Here is a 22,572-nt window from a genome sequence, read left to right as displayed (position 1 = left end):
CAGCAACATCGCGCCCCGGCCAGCGGTTGGGTACAATTGTCGGCCAACTTGATCGAGTAACAGGACTTTTACATGATCGCTTGCCTGCGGCTGCTCACAGCCCTCTGCCTCGCTGCCTTGCTGGCGGCTTGCGCCAGCTCGCCCTCATCCAGCCTGGGCGAACTGCCACGCACCCCGGACGCCAGCATCGAGCAGCTGCTCGACAAGGCCGCGACCAGCAAGTCGCCGGAAGACGCTGCCCTGCTGCGCCTGAGCGCCGCCGACCTGGCCTACAAGCAGAAGGACTACCCACGCGCCGCACGCATCCTCGAGCAGGTGCCACTGGAGCCGCTCAAGCCTGCGCAGCAGGTCTTCGCCAGCACCCTTGGCGCCGAGCTGGCCATGAGCCGCAACCAGCCCAAGGCCGCCCTCACCGCCCTCGCCCACCCGAGCCTGCAGCGCCTGGGCGAGTTGCCGGCCGAGCAGCAGGTCCGCACCTACAGCGTTCACGCTGCCGCGCTCGAGGCCGATGGCCAGACCCTGCCCGCCGCCCAGCAACGGGTATTGCTCGCGCCGCTGCTCAGCGGCCAGGCCGCCAGCGCCAACAACGACGCCATCTGGGCGCTGGTTGCGGCACTCCCGGCCGAACAACTGCAAGCCCCTGGCAACGACGCCCTGGCCGGCTGGACCAGCCTGGCCCTGGCGGTAAAAAGCGCCGGCACCCTCGAGCAACAGCAGGCCGCCATCGAAACCTGGCGCCAACAGCACCCCGACCACCCTGCCGCCCAGCAACTGCCGACGGCCCTGGTCAAGCTCAAGGAGCTGGCCAGCCAGCCACTGACCAAGATCGCCCTGCTGCTGCCCCAGGAAGGCCAGCTCGCCGGTGTTGCCCGCGCCCTGCGTGACGGCTTCATGGCGGCCCACTTCCAGGCCCAGCAAGCCGGCCAGGCGGCACCCGCCGTGCAGGTGTTCGACAGCTCGCGCATCAGCTCGCTGGATGACTTCTACCGCCAGGCCCAGGCCGCCGGCGTGCAACTGGTCATCGGCCCGCTGGAAAAACCGCTGGTGAAGAAACTCGCCGCCTACCCGCAACTGCCGATCACCACGCTGGCCCTGAACTACGCCGACGCCGGCCAGACCGCCCCGCCGCAACTGTTCCAGTTCGGCCTCGCCGCTGAAGACGAAGCCCGCGAGGTGTCACGCCGCGCCCGTGCCGATGGCAAGGTCCGCGCCGTGGCCCTGGTGCCGAGCGGTGAATGGGGTGACCGCGTGCTGGCCGCCTTCCGCAAGGACTGGGAAAGCAACGGCGGCACCCTGCTCGCCGCCGAGCGCATCGCCCAGCCGGTCGCCCTGGCACAACAGATCGCCGAGCTGTTCCAGCTGCGCCAGAGCGAAGGCCGCGCCAAGAGCCTGCAGAGCACCGTGGGCGGCAACATCGCCGCGCAGCCGTCGCGCCGCCAGGACATCGACTTCATCTTCCTCGCCGCGACCCCGCAGCAAGCGCAACAGATCAAGCCGACGCTGAACTTCCAGTACGCTGGCGACGTGCCGGTCTACGCCACCTCGAACCTGTACAGCGCCAGCGGTGACGTCAACCAGTACAACGACATGAACGGCATCCGCTTCTGCGAAACGCCGTGGCTGCTCGACACCAGCAACAACCTCCGCCAGCAAGTGGTCCAGCAGTGGCCACAAGCGGCCGGCAGCCTTGGCCGCCTGTACGCGATGGGCGTCGACGCCTACAGCCTGGCGCCGCGCCTGGGCCAGCTGAAGGCGCTGCCTGACAACCGCGTCGAAGGCCTTTCCGGGAGCCTGAGCATGAACCCCAACCAACGCGTCGAACGCCAGCTGCCGTGGGCAGAGTTCAGCGGTGGCCAGGTCAAGCGCCTGCCGGACACCCCGCGCTGATGCCCGACGCATCGACCACCCGCGCCGGCCAGGCAGCTGAAAACCAAGCCCTCGAATACCTTCGTGGGCAAGGTCTTGAGCTCCTCACGCGCAATTGGCGATGCAAGGGAGGCGAGCTTGATCTGGTCATGCTCGACACCGATACAGTAGTATTCGTCGAAGTCCGCTACCGGCTGCACGCGGACTTCGGCGGCGCCCTCGGCAGCATCGACGGGCGCAAGCAGAAACGACTGGCGCTTGCCGCCAATCTGTTCCTGCTCAAGGAGTCCCGCTGGGCCAACCATCCCTGCCGCTTCGACGTAGTCGCCCTGCAAGGCGCTGGCCATGCTGGCCAACCGCTGCAATGGCTGAAAAACGCCTTCGAATGCTGAACCCATTCCGAATTTTTTGCTCTATGTTTCGCGGGCTGGTCCCTGTTGCGCGTTGCGCGGGCCACCGCCCCTCTTAAGGTCACACCAGATGGACATGCAATCCCGAATTCGCCGGCTGTTCCAGGCCAGCATCGACACCAAGCAACAGGCAATGGACATCCTGGCACCGCACATCGAGCAGGCCAGCCTGGTCATGGTCAATGCACTGCTCAACGAGGGCAAGATGCTCGCCTGTGGCAACGGCGGCTCGGCCGGCGACGCCCAGCATTTCTCTTCGGAGTTGCTCAACCGCTTCGAGCGCGAGCGCCCGAGCCTGCCGGCGATCGCCTTGACCACCGACAGCTCGACGATCACCTCGATCGCCAACGACTACAGCTACAACGAGGTCTTCTCCAAGCAGATCCGCGCGCTGGGCCAGCCCGGCGACGTGCTGCTGGCGATTTCCACCAGCGGCAACTCGGCCAACGTGATACAAGCCATTCAGGCCGCACATGACCGCGAAATGATTGTCGTAGCTATGACCGGGCGCGACGGCGGAGGCATGGCCTCGCTGCTGCTGCCTGAAGACGTCGAGATCCGCGTGCCTTCCACGGTCACTGCACGTATCCAGGAAGTCCACCTGCTGGCGATCCATTGCCTGTGCGATCTGATCGACAGCCAACTGTTCGGGAGTGAAGAATGATCCCCAAGCGTTTCGGCCTGATGGCCCTGACCCTGTGCCTGAGCCTTTCGGGCTGCAGCTCGGTATTGACCTCGGCCCGCGACAACCCCATCGAGGATGACCGCGGCACCCGCACCATTGGCAGCAAGATCGACGACTCGCTGATCGAGACCAAGGTCTCGGTCAACATCGCCAAGGCCAACCCGGACCTGGACAAGGGCTCGCACATCGTCGTGAGCAGCTACAACGGCGTGGTCCTGCTGGCCGGGCAAACGCCGCGCGCCGACCTCAAGAGCCTCGCCGAGCAGACCGCCGGCCAGGTGCAGCGGGTCAAGAAGGTGCACAACGAGATCCAGGTGATCCAGCCGTCGTCGATCCTTGCGCGCAACAACGACGCGTGGCTGACCACCAAGATCAAGACGCAGATGCTCGGCGACGCCAATGTGCCGGGTTCGCGCATCAAGGTGATCACCGAGAACGGTATCGTCTACCTGCTGGGCCTGGTCACGCAGCGCGAAGCCAACGCGGCCACCAGCGTGGTGCAGGGCGTCTCGGGCGTACAGAAGATCGTCAAGCTGTTCGAATACATCGACTAAGCCGCACCCGGCGGGCGCGCAGTGTGCGCCCGCCCTCCTCCCCTGATCCAGGAAACACCCCATGAACAAGACCCTGCTGCCCGCGCTGCTGATCGGCGTCTGCGCGACCCTGGCCGGCTGCTCCACGCCGAGCCTGATCACCCTCAACGATGGCCGTGAGATCCAGGCGATCGACCAGCCGCAGTACGACCGCGATTCGGGCTTCTATGAGTTCGAGCAGCTGGATGGCAAGCGGACGCGCATCAACAAGGATCAGGTGCGTACCATCAGCGACCTGTGACAGCTGCGCCGCGCGAATTTTTTTGCGTGCGTTTGGTGTAGATGCGTTGGGCGCTGGGGGGCTTATCCATTTGATTTGGTGACGCTTATGGCCCCTTCCGCCCTTACGGCGGGTCACTTTTTTTCTTGGAAAAAAGTAACCAAAAACCGCCGGCTCCCACATACGGCCCTCCGCTGCGCTGCGGGTTCCCTCACTCCGGCCTTGCTCCCGCGTGGACCGGGCTGTACGGGCCTTCCTGGCCCGCAGCCCTTGCCGGCCTTCCTGGCCGTCACCCCGCTCCGCAAGACCTCCGTTCGGCCTCCTGAGGTCGCCAAGTTAGGGGTGGTGCCTGGGCTGGCGGTATCTTCGATAGTGGCAATGGTGGTGGATATTCGGGCCTCATCGCGGGCAAGCCCGCTCCTACAAGGATCGCAGACACCTGTAGGAGCGGGCTTGCCCGCGATGGGGCCGGAACTGCCAGTGTGAATTCTGGCGCTGACGCGCTGTACCGCCCTTATAAACAAGCGAAAGCGAAGCGATTCGCCAGCCGTTGCCCTGGCCCTTGATCTGGCCTTTGATCTGGCTTGTGATCTTGATCTACCGCGACTTCAGGAGGCCGAACGGAGGTCTTGCGGAGTGAGGTGACGGCCATGGATGGCCGGCAAGCGCCGCGGGCCAGGAAGGCCCGTCCCGCGCGGTCCTCACGGGAGCAAGACCGGAGTGAGGGAACCTGAGGTCGCCAAGTTAGGGGTGGCGTCTGGGCTGGCGTTATCTTCGACAGTGGCATTGGTGGTGGATAGTTTGGCCTCTTCGCGGGTAAACCCGCTCCCACAGGGACCGCAGTGGCCTTACAGTCAGCAGATAACCTGTGGGAGCGGGTTTACCCGCGAAGAGGCCGGGACTGCCACTGCAAATTCTGGCACTGACGCGCTGTACCGCCCTTATAAACCCGCGAGAGCGCAGCGATTCGCCAGCCGTTGCCCTGGCCCTTGATCTTGATCTGGCCCTTGATCTGGCTTGTGATCTTGATCTACCGCGACTTCAGGAGGCCGAACGGAGGTCTTGCGGAGTGAGGTGACGGCCATGGATGGCCGGCAAGCGCCGCGGGCCAGGAAGGCCCGTCCGGCGCGGTCCTCACGGAAGCAAGACCGGAGTGAGGGAACCCGCAGCGCAGCGGAGGGCCGGATGCAGGAGCAAAGAATTTTTGGTTACTTTTTTTTCGACTGAAAAAAGTGACCCGCCGTAAGGGCGGAAGGGGCCAGTAGCCGCACTCCATCAACCGGATAAGCCCAACAATCGAAACGCGCCCCCCGGGTCAGTCGCATTAACACGTAATTAACTAACTGGAACATTCCGTTCGATTATCGCCCAGAACCGCCTGCGACGAATTGCCCCGCCCCCATCCTCCGCCGCACCATCCGCTCAGCAACACGTTCATCCAACGCCCCGCCGCACCTGCAGGCCCGCACCCGCAGCCCCGGCTCGCCAATAAAAACAAGAGATCCACGACAGATGAGCACTTCGAAATCCGCACGCCAGCTGCTGCCCAGCCTGTTGGCCATGTCCTGCGCCCTGCCCGCCTTCGCCGCCGAAAGCGGTTTCATGGAGGACGCCAAGGCCACGCTCAACCTGCGCAACTTCTACATCAACCGCAATTTCGTCGACCCCGCCAACGCCCAGGCCAAAGGCGAGGAATGGACCCAGAGCTTTATCCTCGATGCCCGCTCCGGCTTCACCCAGGGCACCGTCGGCTTTGGTGTCGACATCCTCGGCATGTACTCGGTCAAGCTCGACGGCGGCAGAGGCACCGCCGGTACCCACCTGCTGCCGGTGCATGACGACGGCCGTCCGGCCGACGACTTCGGCCGCCTGGGCGTGGCGCTCAAGGCCAAGGTGTCGCAGACCGAACTGAAGGTCGGCGAATGGATGCCGGTGCTGCCGATCCTGCGTTCGGACGATGGCCGCTCGCTGCCACAGACCTTCCGCGGTGGCCAGGTCACCTCCAAGGAGATCGACGGCCTGACCGTGTACGGCGGCCAGTTCCGCGGCAACAGCCCGCGCAACGACGCGAGCATGGAAGACATGTCGCTGAACGGTCGCGCGGCGTTCACCTCCGACCGCTTCAACTTCGCCGGCGGTGAATACACCTTCAACGAAAAGCGCACCATGATTGGCCTGTGGGGTGCCCAGCTGAAGGACATCTACCGCCAGCAGTACCTCAACCTGACGCACAGCCAGCCGCTGGGTGACTGGACCCTGGGTGCCAACCTGGGCTACTTCACCGGCAAGGAAGACGGTGCCGAACGCGCCGGCAAGCTCGACAACCGCACCGCCTCGGCGCTGCTCTCGGCCCGCTACAAAGGCCATACCCTGTACGTTGGCCTGCAGAAGGTCAGCGGCGATGACGCCTGGTTCCGGGTCAACGGCACCAGCGGCGGGACCCTGGCCAACGACAGCTACAACTCAAGCTTCGACAACGCCAAGGAGCGCTCCTGGCAGGTGCGCCACGACTTCAACTTCACCACCGTCGGCGTGCCAGGCCTGACCCTGATGAACCGCTACATCAAGGGCGACAACGTGCACACCGCCGTGGTCGACGATGGCAAGGAGTGGGCGCGCGAGACCGAGCTGGCATACGTGGTGCAGTCGGGCACGTTCAAGGACCTGACGCTGAAATGGCGCAACTCGACCATGCGCCGTGACTACAGCACCAACTCGTTCGACGAGAACCGGGTGATCGTCAGCTATCCGCTGAACCTGCTGTAATCAGTACCGGCCCCTTCGCGGGCAAGCCCGCTCCTACAGGATCAGCGTGCACCGTAAACCCTGTAGGAGCGGGCTTGCCCGCGAAGAGGCCGGCACATTCACCCCCTCTATAGATATGCAATAAAGATCTAACATCCATCAATAACCATCATTGACGGAATATGTAACAAAGGCTAAAAACGTCACTCCGCCCCCGCAGAGCTCGACATGGACCTTCGCCAACTGCGCTACTTCATCGCCCTGACCGAGTACCGCAGCTTTGTCCGTGCCGCCGAGGCCATGGGCATTACCCAACCCGCCTTCAGCCGCGCCATCCAAGGCCTGGAACAGACCTTTGGCTGCTCGCTGGTCGACCGCGCCAGCAAGGCCCTGCACCCGACCCCGGAAGGCCTGGTGGTCCTCCAGCACGCCCGTCGCTTGGTGCAGGGTGCTGCGCAACTGAGCACCGAGGTCCTGCAGATGACCAAGCTCGACGCCGGCGAACTGCACTTCGGCAGCGGCCCGGCGCTTGCCGTGCGCCTGGTACCGGACGCCCTGCAGCACTTTCTGGCGACCCACCCGGGTATCCGCAGCGCGCTGCTGGTGGACAATGCCGAACGCCTCGGCCAGGCCCTGCGCCGCGAGCAGATCGAGTTCTTCGTCGACGATATCCGCCCGTTCGAGGCCGACCCGAACTTCCATACCGAACCGCTCAACCCGCGCCCCGGGCTGTTTTTCTGCCGCCCTGGGCATCCGTTGCTGGGCAAGGACAGCCTGTCGACCAACGACCTGTTCGCCTACCCGCTGGCCAGCGCCCTGCTCGCCCCTGGCGTGCGCAAGCGCCTGGCCAACCTCAGTGGGCGCAATGACTTCACCCCGCACCTGCAGACCGAACACCTGGCGGTGCTGCGCAGCGTGGTGCTGGCCAGCGATGCGATCGGAACCGCCAGCGAAGAAGCGGTCGCCGACGACCTCGCCGCCGGCCACCTGGTACGCCTGCACTGGCGCAACCTGCCGCCGGGGCTTGAAGTGTTGAGCGTGCGCTGCGGGATCGTCAGCCGCAGCGGTTACCGTTTGTCACCCGCAGCGCGGGCGATGATCGAGACGCTGGTCAGCCTCGACGCCCAGAACGCGAACAGCGAGCCCTCGCTAAGGCCTGTGGCCAGGCGTGGCTATTCGCCACGCTGATAAGCCGGCATCAGCCGCACGCGGTTCCGGCGCCTGGGTCCAGGGGCTATGCTGAAACACAGTGATCCACTGTCAGCAGGGGCAGCCAAGGAGGAACAACAATGAAAAGCCTCGTCGAACACTTGAGCCAGTACGCCAACTACCACCGCGACCCACGCAATATCGCGACCCATTTCGTCGGCATTCCACTGATCGTGCTGGCTGTGGCCATTCTGCTGTCGCGTCCCGGATGGGACTGGGGCGGCATGTGGCTGTCACCGGCGTTGCTGGCCGCTGCGGCATCGGTGTGGTTCTACCTGCGCCTAGACCTGCGCTTCGGGCTGGTGATGGGGCTGCTGCTGGGGCTGTGCCTGTGGCTTGGGCAGATGCTGGCGGTGCAGGCCACCGGGCTGTGGCTGAGCGTCGGCCTGGGGACATTCGTGCTGGGCTGGGTCATCCAGTTTGTCGGGCACTACTACGAGGGGCGCAAGCCGGCGTTTGTCGATGACCTGAGTGGGCTGATCATCGGGCCGCTGTTCGTGGTGGCCGAGGCGGCCTTCATGCTGGGGCTGTGCCCGGCCTTGAAGAAGGCCGTGGAGGCGAATGCCGGACCGGTGGCGATCAGGCACAAGAACGCGGCGGTGTGACAGTCACGCCCTCTTCGCGGGTAAACCCGCTCCCACAGGGTCCGCGCCGCTCTGCAGGTAGGCGCTATCCCTGTGGGAGCGGCGGTGCGCCGATGCGATTTACCCGCGATGAGGGCGGAACATTCACAACGGATCAGTCCTGCTGCCGCGACTCCACGCCCAACTCGTCCCACACCGACTCAGCCATGTGGAAGGTGGCGTTGGCCGCCGGGATGCCGCAATAGATCGCGCTCTGCATCAGCACTTCCTTGATCTCGTCACGGGTCACGCCATTGTTGGCGGCCGCACGCAGGTGCAGCTTGAGCTCGTCATTGCGGTTCATGCCGATCAGCATGGCAATGGTGATCAGGCTGCGGGTGTGCCGTGGCAGGCCGGGGCGGGTCCAGATATCACCCCAGGCGTGGCGGGTGATCATTTCCTGGAACTCGCCATTGAAGTCGGTGAGCTTCTCCAGGCTGCGGTCGACGTGGGCGTCGCCGAGCACTGCGCGGCGCACTTGCATGCCGGCGTCGTAACGTTGTTTTTCGTCCATGGGAGGGTCCTCAGCGAGCCAGCAGGAAATCGAGGACACGCGCGGTGAACGGCGCTCCGATCTCGACATTGGAAAGGTGTGCGGCGTGGAATTCGACGTACTGCGCACCGGCGATGGCCGCTTGCATGAAGCGCCCATGCTCCGGCGTGGTCACCACGTCCGCAGTACCGGCGACGATCAGGCTGCGCACCTGCACCGCGCCCAGTTGCTCGCGGTAGTCGGCATCGCGCACGGCAGCGCAGTTGGCCGCGTAGCCTTGCGGCGAGGTCTGCGCGAGCATCTCGGTGATGCGCTGCGCCTGAGCTGGCTGAGCCTCGGCAAAGGCCGGGGTGAACCAGCGGGCGATGGACGCATCGCGCAGGTCGATCATGGCCTGCTGGCCACGCGCGAGCACGGTTTCGATGCGCGGGTTCCACACCTCGTCGCTGCCGATCTTGGCGGCGGTGTTGCACAGGGTCAGGCTGAGCAGGCGCTGGCCGGCATTGATGCCCAGCCACTGGCCGATCAGGCCACCCATCGACAGGCCGACGAAATGCGCCTGGGCGATGTCCAGGCCGTCGAGCAGGGCCAGCACGTCATTGCCCAGCTGCTCGATGCTGTAGGGGCCGTCGCTGACCAGCGAGCCACCATGGCCGCGGGTGTCGTAACGCAGGACGCGGAAGTGCTCGGCCCAGGCCGGGATCTGCGTGTCCCACATGCCCAGGTCGGTCCCCAGCGAGTTGGACAACACCAGCACCGGTGCATCCTCGGGGCCATCGAGTTGGTAGTTCAGTACGCCATCGGCCAGTTGCAAATGTGCCACAGCGGTCTCCTTCAGGCAGTCAAACGTTGATGGTCAGCCACGGCGCGCGCCACCCAGACGCGGGCCTGGCCGAGGTAATGAGCAGGGTCGAGCAGGCGGTCGAGTTCTTCAGCGGACAGTTCGGCGCTGACCTGCGGCTCGTCACCGAGCACTGCGCGCAGGTGACGCTGCTCGGCCACGGCACGCTGGCAGCACTGCTCGAGCAGGTGGTGCGCGCGGTCACGGCCCAGGCGCTGGGCGAGGACGATACTCACCGCCTCGGCCAGCACCAGGCCCTGGGTCAGGTCGAGGTTGCGGCGCATGCGCTCGGCATCCACCTGCATGCCCTCGGCGATTACCTGGGCCTGGCGCAGGGCGCCCGAGACCAGGCAGCAGATATCCGGCAGGGTTTCCCATTCGGCGTGCCACAGGCCGAGGCTGCGCTCGTGCTCCTGGGGCATGGCCGAGAACAGCGTGGCGATCAGGCCCGGCACGCGAGTGGCGGCGCCGATCAGCACGGCGGCGCCGACCGGGTTGCGCTTGTGTGGCATGGTCGACGAGCCGCCCTTGCCCGGCGCCGAAGGCTCGAACAGTTCGCCGGCCTCGGTCTGCATCAGCAGGCTGACGTCCCGGCCGAACTTGCCCAGGCTGCCGGCCACCAGCCCGAGTACCGAGGCGAATTCCACCAGCCGATCGCGGTGGGTGTGCCACGGTTGCTCGGGCAGGCTCAGCTTGAGCTGCTCGGCCAACGCCTCGGCCACCGGCAAGGCTTTGCTGCCGAGCGCCGCCAGGCTGCCCGAGGCACCGCCGAACTGCAGGCAGAGCAAGCGCGGGCGCAGCTCCTTGAGGCGTTGGCGATGGCGGGTCAATGCGCCGAGCACACCGGCCAGCTTCATGCCCAGGGTCACCGGCGTGGCGTGCTGCAGCCAGGTGCGCCCGACCATCGGCGTGTCGGCATGCTGCAAGGCCTGACGGGCCAGGGTATCGGCCAGCTTGACCAGGTCGGCTTCGACCAGGTCGAGGGCATCGCGCAGCTGCAGCACCAGCCCGGTGTCCATAGCGTCCTGGCTGGTCGCGCCAAGGTGCACATAGCGCTCGGCTTCCGGCACGCCGCTGGCCACCACCTTGCCCAGCGCCTTGACCAGCGGGATCGCCGAGTTGCCCGCCGTGGCGATGGCCTCGGCCAGGGCACGGGTATCGTAGCGCTCGGCCTTGCACGCCGCCTCGATGGCCGGCACCGCCGTGTGCGGCACCAGCCCGACGGAGGCTTCGGCCCGCGCCAGGGCGGCTTCGAAGTCGAGCATGCCCTGCAGGCGGCCATGGTCGGAGAACACCTCGCGCATCGCCGGGGCGGTGAAGTAGGCGTCGAACAGCTGGTTGTCCGCTCGGTGCGTCATCGTCAATCCTTAGTGATCATGGTGCAGGTACGCCGCCTGTTTCGGCAGGCGCAGGCTGAACAGGAAGGCCACCGCCATCATCGCGGTCACATACCAGTAGAAGGTGTTTTCCATCCCCAGGGTTTTCAGGCCCAGTGCGACGTATTCGGCCGAACCGCCAAACATCGCGTTGGCCACCGCGTAGGCCAGGCCGACACCCAGGGCGCGGACTTGCGGCGGGAACATCTCGGCCTTCACCAGGCCGCTGATGGAGGTGTACAAGCTGACGATACACAGTGCCAGGGTAATCAGCACGAAGGCCATGAACGGGCTGGTCACGGTCTTCAGCGCCATCAGCAGCGGTACCGTGAACAGCGTGCCCAAGGCGCCGAACAGGAGCATCGAAGTCCGTCGGCCGATGCGGTCGGAAAGCATACCGAACAGCGGCTGCAGGATCATGAACAGGAACAGCGCGCCGGTCATCACGAAACTGGCGTTCTTGGCGTTCATCCCGGCGGTGTTGACCAGGTACTTCTGCATGTAGGTGGTGAAGGTGTAGAAGATCAGCGAGCCGCCGGCGGTGTAGCCGAGCACGGTGATGAACGCCGCGGTGTGGTTGCGGAACAGCCCCTTGATGCTGCCGGCGTCCTTGTCCTGGCGGGTTTCGGCGCTGCTGGTCTCTTCCAGCGAGCGGCGCAGCATCAGCGAGATCACCGCGGCAATCGCACCGACCACGAAGGGAATCCGCCAGCCCCAGGCGCGCAGTTCGTCTTCGCTGAGCAGCTGTTGCAGGATCACCACCACCAGCACCGCCAGCAACTGGCCGCCGATCAGGGTGACGTACTGGAACGAGGCATAGAACCCGCGCTGGCCGCGCAGGGCCACTTCGCTCATGTAGGTGGCGGTGGTGCCGTACTCACCGCCCACCGACAGGCCCTGGATCAGGCGCGCCATCAGCAGCAGCGCCGGTGCCCAGGCGCCGATGCTGGCGTAGGTCGGCAGGCAGGCGATGATCAGTGAGCCGAAGCACATCATCAACACCGAGATCATCAGGGAATTCTTGCGCCCATGGCGGTCGGCCAGACGGCCGAAGATCCAGCCACCGATCGGTCGCATGAGGAAGCCCGCGGCGAACACCCCGGCGGTATTCAGCAGCTGTACGGTCGGATCGTCGGAGGGGAAGAAGGCAGGGGCGAAATAGATGGCGCAGAAGGCGTAGACATAAAAGTCGAACCATTCCACCAGGTTGCCTGATGAAGCACCGACGATGGCGAAGATGCGCTTGCTGCGTTCTTCGCCGGTGTAATAGCTTGAGGTCATGGTGGTGTTACTCCTGAGGGTCACTGAGAGTCTAGACATACCCAGTAACACTCTCGTTCCGCTACCCGGCCATGGTCGAGTACAGCCGTGTTGAAGCAGGCCCTATCGCAGGCTAACCCGCCCCCACAGGATTTTCGTGGACCCTGTAGGAGCGGGCTTGCCCGCGATAAGGCCAGACCTGCTCAAAGCAGTGGATCAGACCCGCTCGATGGCCAGTGCCAGCCCTTGGCCAACACCCACGCACATGGTCGCCAGGCCTTTACGCCCACCGCTCTTCTCCAACTGGTGAAGCGCCGTCAGGACCAGCCGCGCGCCGCTCATGCCCAGCGGGTGGCCGAGGGCGATCGCCCCGCCATTCGGGTTGACCTGTGGCGCATCGTCGGCCACACCCAGCTCGCGCAGCACCGCCAGGCCTTGGCTGGCAAAGGCTTCGTTGAGCTCGATGACGTCGAAATCGGCTACCGCAACGCCCAGGCGCTCGGTCAGCTTGCGCACCGCCGGTACCGGGCCGATGCCCATGACCCGTGGGGCGACGCCGCCGCTGGCCATGCCCAGCACCCGTGCACGCGGGGTCAGGCCGTGCTTCTTGACGGCTTCGGCCGACGCCAGGATCAGCGCGGCGGCACCGTCGTTGACGCCCGAGGCGTTGCCGGCGGTAACGGTCTTGTCCGCGCCGTTGACCGGCTTGAGACGGGTCAGCGCTTCCAGGGTGGTGTCCGCACGCAGGTGCTCGTCGTGCTCGACCACGGTTTCGCCCTTCTTGTGGGCGATGCGGACCGGCACGATCTCTTCAGCGAAGAAACCGGCTGCCTGGGCCGCCGCGGCCTTCTGCTGGCTGCGCAGGGCAAAGGCGTCCTGGTCGGCACGCGATACCTGGTAGTCGTCGGCGACGTTGTCGGCGGTCTCGGGCATCGAGTCGACGCCGTACTGGCTCTTCATCAACGGGTTGACGAAGCGCCAGCCGATGGTCGTGTCCTCGAGCTTCATGTTGCGCGAGTAGCCGCTCTCGGCCTTGCCCATGACGAACGGCGCACGCGACATCGACTCGACGCCGCCGGCGATCGCCAGCTCCATCTCGCCGCTGGCGATCGCCCGGAACGCCGTGCCGATGGCGTCCATGCCGGAGGCGCACAGGCGGTTGAGGGTCACGCCGGGGATGCTCTCCGGCAGGCCGGCCAGCAGCAAGGCCATGCGCGCGACGTTGCGGTTGTCTTCGCCGGCCTGGTTGGCGCAGCCGAAGAACACTTCGTCGACCTGGTCCCACTGCACCGACGGGTTACGCTCGATCAGCGCCTTGAGCGGCACAGCCGCCAGGTCGTCGGCGCGTACGCTGGCAAGGGCGCCGCCGAAGCGGCCGATCGGGGTACGAATAGCGTCGCAGATGAATACGTCACGCATCAGGCTTCTCCTGGTTTCTGGCCGTGGGCGGCAGCGGTGCGCTGCTCGAGGTCGGATGGGGCTCAGATTAAGGACGCGGGCGGGTCGCGCACAATCCGATAATCGACTATTGGTGCGATTATCGAACAACTTGTTGTTGTGCTATCCATCGCCACACGCGTCTTCGAGGCGCGGTTTTACCCGCGCCCGAATGGCGGTCAGGTTGCGTCGGCGTGGCTGACCAGGCCTTTGATGATCACGCCCACGGCCGCCAGGGCAGCCGGCACCAGCAGCGCCGTCAGCACCTGCTCGAAGCTCCAGCCCAGGCCCAGCAGGGTGGCGCCACTCCAGGCACCGAGAATCGCCCCGAAGCGGCCGATACCGAGCATCCACGACACGCCCGTGGCGCGCCCTTGGGTCGGGTAGAAGCGGGCCGCCAGCGACGGCATGGCCGACTGCGCACCGTTGACGCACATGCCGGCGATCAGCACCAGGGTCGCCAGCAAGGTGATGTTGCCCAGGCTCTGGCCGACTGCGTAGGCAAACACCCCGGCCAGCAGGTAGAAGATGCCGATGACCTTGTGCGGGTTGAACCGGTCCATCGCCCAGCCCACGAACACCGCGCTGAGCACGCCGCCGAACTGGAACAGCGCACCGATGAACGCGGCCTCCTCCATGCTCGCGCCGCTGTCACGCATCAGCGTCGGCAGCCAGCTGGTCAGCAGATAAACGATCACCAGGCCCATGAAGTAGGTCAGCCACAGCAGCACGGTGCCCAGGCCGTAGGTACCCGAGAAGATCACTGCAAAGACGTTGCGCTTGGACACGACCTTCTGTTCAGGAACGCTGAAACTGGACGCCTGGGCGACCACGGCGGGCGCAATCGGCAACAGTGTCTTGCGCACCTTGTCGGTGCCGCGGTTGCGCACCACCAGGAAGCGCGCCGACTCCGGCAGCCACACCAGCAATACCACGGCCAGCAGCAGCGGCAGCACCCCGCCGACCACCAGCAGGCTGTGCCAGCCGTACGCCGGGATCATCTTCGCGGAGATGAAGCCCCCGCCGGCCATGCCGAGGTTGAAGCCGCAGAACATGCTGGTCACCAACAGCGACTTGAGCCGCTCTGGGGTGTACTCGGACAGCAAGGTGGTGGCATTGGGCATGCCGGCACCCAGGCCCAGGCCAGTGAGGAAGCGCAGGATCAGCAGTTGGTCGACATTGGTCGCGTAGGCCGAGGCCAGGCTGAAGCCGCCGAACACCAGGACCGCGCCAATCAGCACGCCTCTACGACCGAAGCGGTCGGCCAGGGGGCCGGAGCCAAGGGCGCCGAAGACCATGCCGATCAGCGCGGCGCTCATCACCGGGCCGAGGCTGGCGCGGTCGATACCCCATTCCTGGGACAGCGCCGGGGCGATGAAGCCCATCGCGGCGGTGTCCAGGCCATCGAGGAAGACAATCAGGAAGCACAGGATCACTACCCGCCATTGAAAGCGCGAAAGCGGCTGCTCATTGATGAACGACTGGACGTCGAGGCAGTTCCCGACGGTGGTTTGTGGTTTGTTCATGGTTGTAATCCAGAAAATCGGCGCAGGCAGGACCCTGGCGCAAGGGGTTGCGCAGGTAGCGAGGATCGGAAAAACGGCCGAGCGTCAGCCTGGATACAACGGTACTGCGTGCGGGTGCGGCCGCAGCACAGAAAGGACAGTGGTCATGGGTGATGCCTCTCGCATGTTGTTCTTGTTCGGTCGGCTTAAGCCGACCGTTGCGAGAGACATTAATCAGCGGGCGCTGAGTGTGCAATTCAGCCAGAGCGACATTGTGCGTTTATCGAACAGTAGATGTAGCTCACCTGTACGGTGCACTACAATCATTGCCCTGTCGCGGGCTTAACCAAACAACTGGGTACACAGGTCCCGGCTGGAGGCCAACAGGATCGGCAGGAAGCGCTGCTCCAGCTCGCTGCGGGTCACCCGGCCGACATGGGTACTGACATTGAGCGCCGCCAGTACCTGCCCCGAAGCGTCATAGATCGGCACCGCAATCGACCGCAGGCCCTGCTCCAGCTCCTGATCGACCACGCACCAGCCCTGCGCGCGCACCTGCTGGATGCAGGCGAACAGCGACTCCGGGTCATTCAGGGTCCTGCTGGTACGGGCCTTCAGGTCGGCACGTTCGAGGTACTCGCGCAGGCTGGCGTCATCCAGCGCCGCCAGCAGGATGCGCCCCATCGAGGTGCAATAGGCCGGCAGCCGGCCGCCCACCGACAGGTCGACCGAAATAAGCCGCTCGACCGTCGCCGAGCGGGCTATATAAAGAATGTCGTCACCCTCGAGGGTGGCCATGTTGGCGGCCTCGTGCAATTGGTCGCTGATGCGGTCCAGGTAGGGCTGCGCCGACATCGCCAGCGGCGTCGACGACAGGTAGGCGTGGCCCAGTGTCAGCACCTTGGGCAGCAACGAATAGGTACGCCCGTTGGTGGTGGCATAGCCAAGCTTCATCAACGTATGCAGGCAACGGCGCACCGCCGCCCGGGGGATCTCGGTACGGTGGCTGATCTGGGCGATGGTCAGGTGGCGCTTGCGCTCCTGGAACGCCTGGATCACCGCGAGGCCTCGGGCCAGCGAGGTCATGAAATCCGGATCGCCGGTAAACGCCTGGATGCGCTTGGCCGGCGAAGCCACGATCGGCGGCGCCATCGCAGGGGACGTGGCCCGTTCGGGGTTCGGAGCATCCTTGGGCAGGTTTTCGTCGCTCATGGCAGACCTCTAAAAAAATCCGTCGTTCGTGCGATTATCGAACGAACGGCCGATAATCGCAATTGACCGCTGACACTTTTGCTTATACCTTTCTCATGCCACATGTGGCTTCTTTGGAGAGACTGGTCAGGTACCCACCGAAGAAATCCCCAGGCACGGCCTCGTCACCGCGAGGCCGTTTTACATTCCCCCGCCGCCCCCGAACTTTCTGCGCAACACCCGCTCAAACTTCTGACAGCGGCGATGGCGTAATCACTTGTTACTTGGATAACTTTCCGGACTTGTGTCAGTTACCCATAAAGCGCGATGATCAATGCGTGAGCGATTGCTATAATCGACTCAGCTGGGCGTGATCGATACTTCGACGGTGGTTGCAACTAGCCTCCCCTGTCACACGCTCCCAGCCCGGTGCAAGGCACTGCGGCGCAGCCGTTTGACCCCGTGCCATCGCACCTTTGGATACTGTTGCTGCGACAGCGAATTCGCTCTGGTTGCGTAGCCGCATGCTCAACTTCGCATGCCGAGGCCAGGGCCAACTCTCAAACTATTCAGGTACTACTGTGACGAAAGATGAACTGCGCGCAGAACTCGAGCGCCAGGCTGAACGTTACAAGGATGTTTACGGCGGTGAAGTCACCACCTATGCGGCGCAACCCGAACCGGAACGCAAACCGTGGCGCAAACGTGCAACGGTCCAGGACCAGGTGTTCGCCCAGGAGCTGGAAAAGATGGAAAAGGATCTGCGCACCGACGAATCCTGAAGCCGTTGCGCCTGGCCGGTCTCTCCAGCGCCAGGCGAGCGTGGTCGAGACGTCGCGCGGAACGCCTGCGTGAAATGGAATTACACAAATTTCATACAAACGTTTGAATAGCGCCCCAGCCTGATAATTCGCGAGCATTCGCGAACAATTGCAGCAATTAGCGATTTTTATCGGCATTTAGCCTGCTCGATGCCGCCCCTTGACGGCTGCGTGTGCGGCACTTTGGGGCGCCATCGGTCTGTCAGGGGTGCATCGACTGCCACGCTTTTCTGGCATAATCCGGCCCCCCTACGACCGCCAGAAAACCTTCATGATCGATTTATTCAGCGGACTGGATGCCTGGGTAGTGGTGAGCTTGGTGCTCGCACTGACCTTCGTGCTCGCATTCGAGTTCATCAATGGCTTTCATGACACCGCTAACGCGGTAGCCACCGTCATCTATACCAAAGCCATGCCGCCGCACCTCGCCGTGTTCTTCTCCGGCGTGTTCAACTTCCTCGGGGTTCTGCTCGGCGGCGTCGGCGTGGCTTACGCCATCGTCCACCTGCTCCCGGTCGAACTGCTGATCAACGTGAACACCGGTCACGGCCTGGCCATGGTCTTCTCGCTGCTGGCTGCGGCCATCACCTGGAACCTGGGCACCTGGTACTTCGGTATCCCCGCCTCGAGTTCGCACACGCTGATCGGTTCGATCCTCGGCGTGGGTCTGGCCAATGCGCTGATCAGCGACATTCCGCTGGGTGACGGCGTCAACTGGCAGAAGGCGATCGACATCGGCATGTCGCTGGTGCTCTCGCCGATGGCCGGCTTTGCCGTTGCCGCGCTGGTGCTGCTGGGCCTGAAGTGGTGGCGTCCGCTGTCGAAGATGCACAAGACCCCGGAGCAACGCCGCAAGCTCGACGACAAGAAGCACCCGCCGTTCTGGAACCGTCTGGTGCTGGTCATCTCGGCCATGGGCGTGAGCTTCGTGCACGGCTCCAACGATGGCCAGAAAGGCATCGGCCTGATCATGCTGGTGTTGATCGGTATCGTCCCGGCCAAGTTCGTCCTCGACCTGAACAGCACCACCTACCAGATCGAGCGGACCCGCGACGCGACCCTGCACCTGAGCCAGTTCTACGAGCGCAATGCCGCGACCCTGGGTGAATACCTGGCGCTGGGCAAGGCCGCCGCGGGTGATCTGCCGGAGCAGTTCAGTTGCAACCCGCAGCAGACCGAGCCGACCATCGCAGCCCTGCAGACCTCGCTCCAGGGTGTGACCGACTACCGCGCGCTCGACTCGGAGAAGCGTGTTGAAGTACGTCGTTACCTGCTCTGCCTGGACGACACGGCGAAAAAGGTCGGCAAGCTGCCGGGCCTGGAGCCGCGTGAAAAGGCTGACCTGGAAAAACTGCGCAAAGACCTGACCGCGACCACCGAGTACGCCCCGTTCTGGGTGATCGTCGCTGTTGCCCTGGCCTTGGGCCTGGGCACGATGGTGGGCTGGAAGCGTGTGGTGCTGACCGTTGGCGAGAAGATCGGCAAGCAGGGCATGACCTATGCGCAGGGCATGTCGGCGCAGATCACTGCGGCGTGTGCGATCGGCATGGCCAACGTGTTCAGCCTGCCGGTATCGACCACCCATGTGTTGTCTTCGGGCGTGGCCGGTACCATGGTTGCCAACAAGAGTGGCCTGCAAGGCGGCACCGTCAAGACCATCCTGCTGGCCTGGGTGTTGACCCTGCCGGCGACCATGGGGTTGGCAGCGGGGCTGTTCTGGCTGGCGACCAAGGCGATCAGCTGAGACGCTTTGCCTTGATCTGAAAAAAGCGCCTTCGGGCGCTTTTTTTCGTTTTGGGCTTGGGCTTGGGCTTGCAGATTGTGGGCTTATCCGTTCGATGGGGTGGCGCTTATGGCCCCTTCCGCCCTTACGGCGGGTCACTTTTTTTCTTGGAAAAAAGTAACCAAAAACCGCTGGCTCCCACATACGGCCCTCCGCTGCGCTGCGGGTTCCCTCACTCCGGTCTTGCTCCCGCGTGGACCGGGCTGTACGGGCCTTCCTGGCCCGCAGCCCTTGCCGGCCTTCCTGGCCGTCACCCCGCTCCGCAAGACCTCCGTTCGGCCTCCTGAGGTCGCCAAGTTAGGGGTGGTGCCTGGGCTGGCGTTATCTTCGATAGTGGCAATGGTGGTGGATAGCTTGGCCTCTTCGCGGGTAAACCCGCTCCCACAGGGACCGCAGCGGCCTTACGGTCAGCAGAGAACCTGTGGGAGCGGGTTTACCCGCGAAGAGGCCGGAACTGCCAATGCACATTCTGGCGCTGCCGCGCTGTACCGCCCTTATAAATTAGCGAGAGCGCAGCGATTCGCCAGCCGTTGCCCTGGCCCTTGATCTTGATCTGGCCCTTGATCTGGCTTGTGATCTTGATCTACTGCGACTTCAGGAGGCCGAACGGAGGTCTTGCGAAGCGAGGTGACGGCCAGGAAGGCCGGCAAGGGCTGCGGGCCAGGAAGGCCCGTACAGCCCGGTCCTCGCGGGAGCAAGGCCGGAGTGAGGGAACCCGTAGCGCAGCGAAGGGCCGGATGCAGGAGCAAGCGGTTTAATGACATGGTCAGCCCGCAGCGGGACACCCGGAAAGTCTAGACTTACCGGGTGCCCCTCTTAACGACGAGGATCTGCCATGAACACTGTTTCGCTCTTGGGGATCGACCAAGGCAAAAATAGGCATCACCTCATTGGCCATGATAGGAGCGGCCATCGGACTCTGCAAAAGCAATTCAATCGAAGCCGACTACTGGAGTTCGCAGCTAAGCTCCCGGCCTGCACGATTGCCATGGAGTCTTGCGGCGGCTCGCACTGCTTGGCCCGAAAACTAGCTTCATTCGGTCATACGGTAAGGCTCATCGCTCCCCAGCATGTGAAGCCCTATGTGTCGGGCAACAAGAATGACTTCATTGACGCAGAAGCAATCTGCGAAGCAGCTTCCCGCCCCAGAACCCGATACGTAACGATCAAGACAGTTGAGCAGCAAGTACTGTCAACTGAGCACCGACTGCGGGAAGCATTGGTTCACCAGCGAACTCAGGCGATCAACCGTATTCATGGATTTCTCCTGGAGTTCGGCATCAGTCTGGCACCTACGAAAGCAGCCATCGCACACGCTCATGAGTACTTGGATGACCCGGCGACTGACCTACCGGTTCGCTTCAAGATCGTCATTGAATACTTGCTTAAAGACATCCAGCGGTTGAGTGCAGAGATCAAAACCCTCGAAATGCACCTGCGCGAGGAGCTAGCGGCGAGTGATGTTGGGACCCGACTGTTGAGCATCCCCGGCATCGGCCCCATCACCGCTAGCGCGCTGGTGGCCGATGTCGGCGACGCTTCGAGTTTTCATTGTGGCCGTGATTTCGCCGCATCCCTAGGTCTTGTGCCCAGGCAGTACTCGACCGGAGGCAGGAACAACTTGCTTGGCATCAGTAAGCGCGGTGACAAGCACATACGAACGTTACTGCTACAGGGCGCGCGAGCCATGATGATACGAATCGGCAAGCGCAAGGACCCTCTGGGCGCGTGGGTGAGAGATCTGCTGACGCGTAAACACCCTAATAAGGTCGCCTGCGCCCTGGCGAACAAAATCGCCAGAATTATCTGGGCGGTACTAGCTCGCGGCGGTAGCTACTCAACGCTTGAACCTGTGTGACAACCCGATCACTACCAGCTTTTGCGACGACGAGATGATGACGATAATCAGCCCAAATCCTGACTGAAAACCTGGTAACCAAAAGAGCTTTCGAAGCTGTCGGTTTGGTAAGGACAGACAGGAGCGACTATTCATCAGGGGCCAGGCAGCTGCACCGCCTATCAGTGCCCGGATACATTAGAGCAAGCCTGATTTACCGCCCGTCTTTTCGGAGTTGCAGAAGGTGGGCTGACCATACATTTGGTTACTTTTTTCCAAGAAAAAATCTATGGTCACCCCATTTTTTGCAATACTGATTAACGGATGAAATGGGTGGCTTGCTTAAATCTATCCGGCGTCTATTGGGCTCTAATCCCGCGCCACGATGAGTATTCGCACCTGACGATCCTAAAAAAGTGAGCGGCTTCTGTGAGCCAAATTTTCTTCCAGGATCACCGTCAGGCCGATCGGCCGTTTATTTCATCTGTTGTCAGCTATCGCAAAACCTGGTGGTAAAACACTTGCAAAACGGTGCTGTACTGCGGGGTCAGGCGTTGGTGACGTCTGGCTCCGCTTCATATTGCGTGTGCCGAGTGGTGATTGCCCACGCGATACGTGCGAGTTTGTTGGCCAACGCACAGGCCACCACATTGGAGTGTCGCCGCATTGACAGCGACCTCACCCATTCGGCCAAGGGACCTTTTTGGTGCTCCAGGCGCAGCATGTACACCCGGGCGCATTGCACCAACAAGCGCCGTAGATTCTTGTCGCCGCGCTTGCTGATTCCTAGCAGGTTGGGCTTGCCGCCGGTACTGAACTGTTTGGGTACCAAACCGACGGATGCCGCAAAATCCCGACTACAGCTGTATTGCTGACCGTCGCCCATCTGTACGGCCAGCAGGCTGGCGGTGATCGGGCCAACACACGGGATGCTCAACAAACGGCTTCCGAGATCATCGTCAGCCAGCTGGCTTTCCAGCTCCTTGTCCAACACCTTGATTTGCTCTTCCAGATAGACGAAATGGTCGTGCTGGCGCTGCAGCAAAGCGATGAGGCGCACAGGCAGGTCGTGTTCCTCAAGGATCGAGGCTAGCCGTTTGACGACTGCCAGCCCGGTCGGCAGGCTGATGCCGAACTCGAGCAAGAATCCATGCATCTGGTTCACCGTCTTGGTGCGGTCGCGGATCAGCGATTCACGAATCCGGTGTGAGACTGAAAGCGTCTGCTGCTCCACAGTCTTGGCCGCGACGAAACGCATCGTTGGCCGAGAAGCGGCTTCGCAGATCGCTTGAGCGTCGACAAAATCGTTCTTGTTACTTTTGACGAAAGGTCGCACGAACTGAGGGGAAATCAGCTTGGCATCGTGCCCCGCAGCTTTCAGTTCACGCGCCAGGTAATGCGCTCCAGCGCAGGCTTCCATCACCACGGTGCATACCGGATGGTTGGAGAAAAAGCGCATTAATTGCTGTCGTGAGCACTTCTTGCGTAGCACTTCCCGGCCGGACCTATCCTGAGCATGCAGGTGGAAGGTGTGCTTGCCGATGTCGATGCCGACTAATGCCACTTCGCTCATGGTGATGATCTCCGGAGATAAAAACACCCTGCGCAAGCCTAGCCTGCGCAGAGTGCCGGGGTGACCATCTCATTAAGTGACCCGCCGTAAGGGCGGAAGGGGCC

19 protein-coding genes are annotated in these 22,572 nt (G+C 63.5%); 11 read left to right on the top strand and 8 right to left on the bottom strand.

What is annotated here, in order from left to right:
- Positions 1-72: 72 nt before the first annotated feature.
- From CCOS865_RS18495 to CCOS865_RS18445, 8 genes are all read left to right on the top strand, one after another.
- Complete coding sequence (locus CCOS865_RS18495) at positions 73-1,887, top strand: penicillin-binding protein activator (protein WP_119143473.1); 1,815 nt, start codon at positions 73-75, stop codon at positions 1,885-1,887.
- The gene (locus tag CCOS865_RS18490; protein WP_119143471.1) at positions 1,887-2,258 is read left to right on the top strand and encodes a YraN family protein; all 372 of its coding nucleotides are present in this window, start codon (positions 1,887-1,889) and stop codon (positions 2,256-2,258) included. The genes CCOS865_RS18495 and CCOS865_RS18490 overlap by 1 nt, the downstream gene beginning before the upstream one ends.
- Before the next feature lie 88 nt (positions 2,259-2,346).
- Positions 2,347-2,940: a phosphoheptose isomerase gene (locus CCOS865_RS18485; RefSeq protein ID WP_119143469.1), complete on the top strand. Its 594-nt coding sequence runs from the start codon at positions 2,347-2,349 to the stop codon at positions 2,938-2,940.
- A complete protein-coding gene (locus tag CCOS865_RS18480; protein ID WP_119143467.1) occupies positions 2,937-3,515 on the top strand; it encodes a BON domain-containing protein in 579 nt (192 codons plus the stop codon). Before CCOS865_RS18485 ends, CCOS865_RS18480 begins: the two co-directional genes overlap by 4 nt.
- A 61-nt stretch (positions 3,516-3,576) precedes the next feature.
- On the top strand, positions 3,577-3,795 hold the full coding sequence (locus CCOS865_RS18475) for a YgdI/YgdR family lipoprotein (protein WP_119143465.1): 219 nt from the start codon (positions 3,577-3,579) through the stop codon (positions 3,793-3,795).
- A 1,491-nt stretch (positions 3,796-5,286) separates the two neighbouring features.
- Positions 5,287-6,540, top strand: coding sequence for an OprD family porin (locus CCOS865_RS18460; RefSeq protein WP_119143463.1), 1,254 nt, complete (start codon positions 5,287-5,289; stop codon positions 6,538-6,540).
- A 207-nt stretch (positions 6,541-6,747) separates the two neighbouring features.
- Entirely contained in the window at positions 6,748-7,707 is a 960-nt protein-coding gene (locus CCOS865_RS18450; protein WP_119143461.1) for a LysR family transcriptional regulator, read from the top strand.
- 101 nt (positions 7,708-7,808) lie between these two features.
- Positions 7,809-8,333, top strand: a complete 525-nt coding sequence (locus CCOS865_RS18445; RefSeq protein WP_119143459.1) for an Mpo1 family 2-hydroxy fatty acid dioxygenase — start codon at positions 7,809-7,811, stop codon at positions 8,331-8,333.
- Positions 8,334-8,466: 133 nt separating this feature from the next.
- Here the strand turns inward: CCOS865_RS18445 and pcaC are convergent, their stop codons facing one another.
- The 7 genes from pcaC to pcaR form a co-directional block, all read right to left on the bottom strand.
- On the bottom strand, positions 8,467-8,865 hold the full coding sequence (gene pcaC / locus CCOS865_RS18440) for a 4-carboxymuconolactone decarboxylase (RefSeq protein ID WP_119143457.1): 399 nt from the start codon (positions 8,863-8,865) through the stop codon (positions 8,467-8,469).
- 10 nt (positions 8,866-8,875) lie between these two features.
- Entirely contained in the window at positions 8,876-9,667 is a 792-nt protein-coding gene (gene pcaD, locus CCOS865_RS18435; RefSeq protein ID WP_119143455.1) for a 3-oxoadipate enol-lactonase, read from the bottom strand.
- 11 nt (positions 9,668-9,678) lie between these two features.
- A complete protein-coding gene (locus tag CCOS865_RS18430; RefSeq protein ID WP_119143453.1) occupies positions 9,679-11,043 on the bottom strand; it encodes a 3-carboxy-cis,cis-muconate cycloisomerase in 1,365 nt (454 codons plus the stop codon).
- Between the two features lie 9 nt (positions 11,044-11,052).
- Positions 11,053-12,342, bottom strand: coding sequence for an MFS family transporter (locus tag CCOS865_RS18425; RefSeq protein ID WP_119143451.1), 1,290 nt, complete (start codon positions 12,340-12,342; stop codon positions 11,053-11,055).
- A 195-nt stretch (positions 12,343-12,537) separates the two neighbouring features.
- Entirely contained in the window at positions 12,538-13,743 is a 1,206-nt protein-coding gene (pcaF, locus tag CCOS865_RS18420) for a 3-oxoadipyl-CoA thiolase (protein ID WP_208644551.1), read from the bottom strand.
- Positions 13,744-13,937: 194 nt separating this feature from the next.
- Positions 13,938-15,284: a 4-hydroxybenzoate transporter PcaK gene (gene pcaK / locus CCOS865_RS18415; protein ID WP_119143447.1), complete on the bottom strand. Its 1,347-nt coding sequence runs from the start codon at positions 15,282-15,284 to the stop codon at positions 13,938-13,940.
- Between the two features lie 321 nt (positions 15,285-15,605).
- Positions 15,606-16,475 (bottom strand): pca regulon transcriptional regulator PcaR, encoded by an 870-nt coding sequence (gene pcaR, locus CCOS865_RS18410; RefSeq protein WP_119143445.1) that lies wholly within the window; start codon positions 16,473-16,475, stop codon positions 15,606-15,608.
- Between the two features lie 560 nt (positions 16,476-17,035).
- Here pcaR and CCOS865_RS18405 point away from each other — a divergent pair.
- The 3 genes from CCOS865_RS18405 (at position 17,036) to CCOS865_RS18395 (ending at position 20,916) form a co-directional block, all read left to right on the top strand.
- Positions 17,036-17,236, top strand: coding sequence for a hypothetical protein (locus CCOS865_RS18405; protein ID WP_119143443.1), 201 nt, complete (start codon positions 17,036-17,038; stop codon positions 17,234-17,236).
- 310 nt (positions 17,237-17,546) lie between these two features.
- On the top strand, positions 17,547-19,019 hold the full coding sequence (locus CCOS865_RS18400; RefSeq protein ID WP_119143441.1) for an inorganic phosphate transporter: 1,473 nt from the start codon (positions 17,547-17,549) through the stop codon (positions 19,017-19,019).
- A gap of 874 nt (positions 19,020-19,893) precedes the next feature.
- Entirely contained in the window at positions 19,894-20,916 is a 1,023-nt protein-coding gene (locus CCOS865_RS18395; RefSeq protein ID WP_119143439.1) for an IS110 family RNA-guided transposase, read from the top strand.
- Between the two features lie 526 nt (positions 20,917-21,442).
- Here the strand turns inward: CCOS865_RS18395 and CCOS865_RS18390 are convergent.
- The gene (locus CCOS865_RS18390; RefSeq protein WP_119139278.1) at positions 21,443-22,468 is read right to left on the bottom strand and encodes an IS110 family RNA-guided transposase; all 1,026 of its coding nucleotides are present in this window, start codon (positions 22,466-22,468) and stop codon (positions 21,443-21,445) included.
- Positions 22,469-22,572: the final 104 nt, after the last annotated feature.

The organism is Pseudomonas reidholzensis, from assembly GCF_900536025.1.
In the GTDB taxonomy this organism is placed as follows: Bacteria; Pseudomonadota; Gammaproteobacteria; order Pseudomonadales; family Pseudomonadaceae; genus Aquipseudomonas; species Aquipseudomonas reidholzensis.
This window is presented reverse-complemented; position numbering and strand designations above follow the sequence as displayed.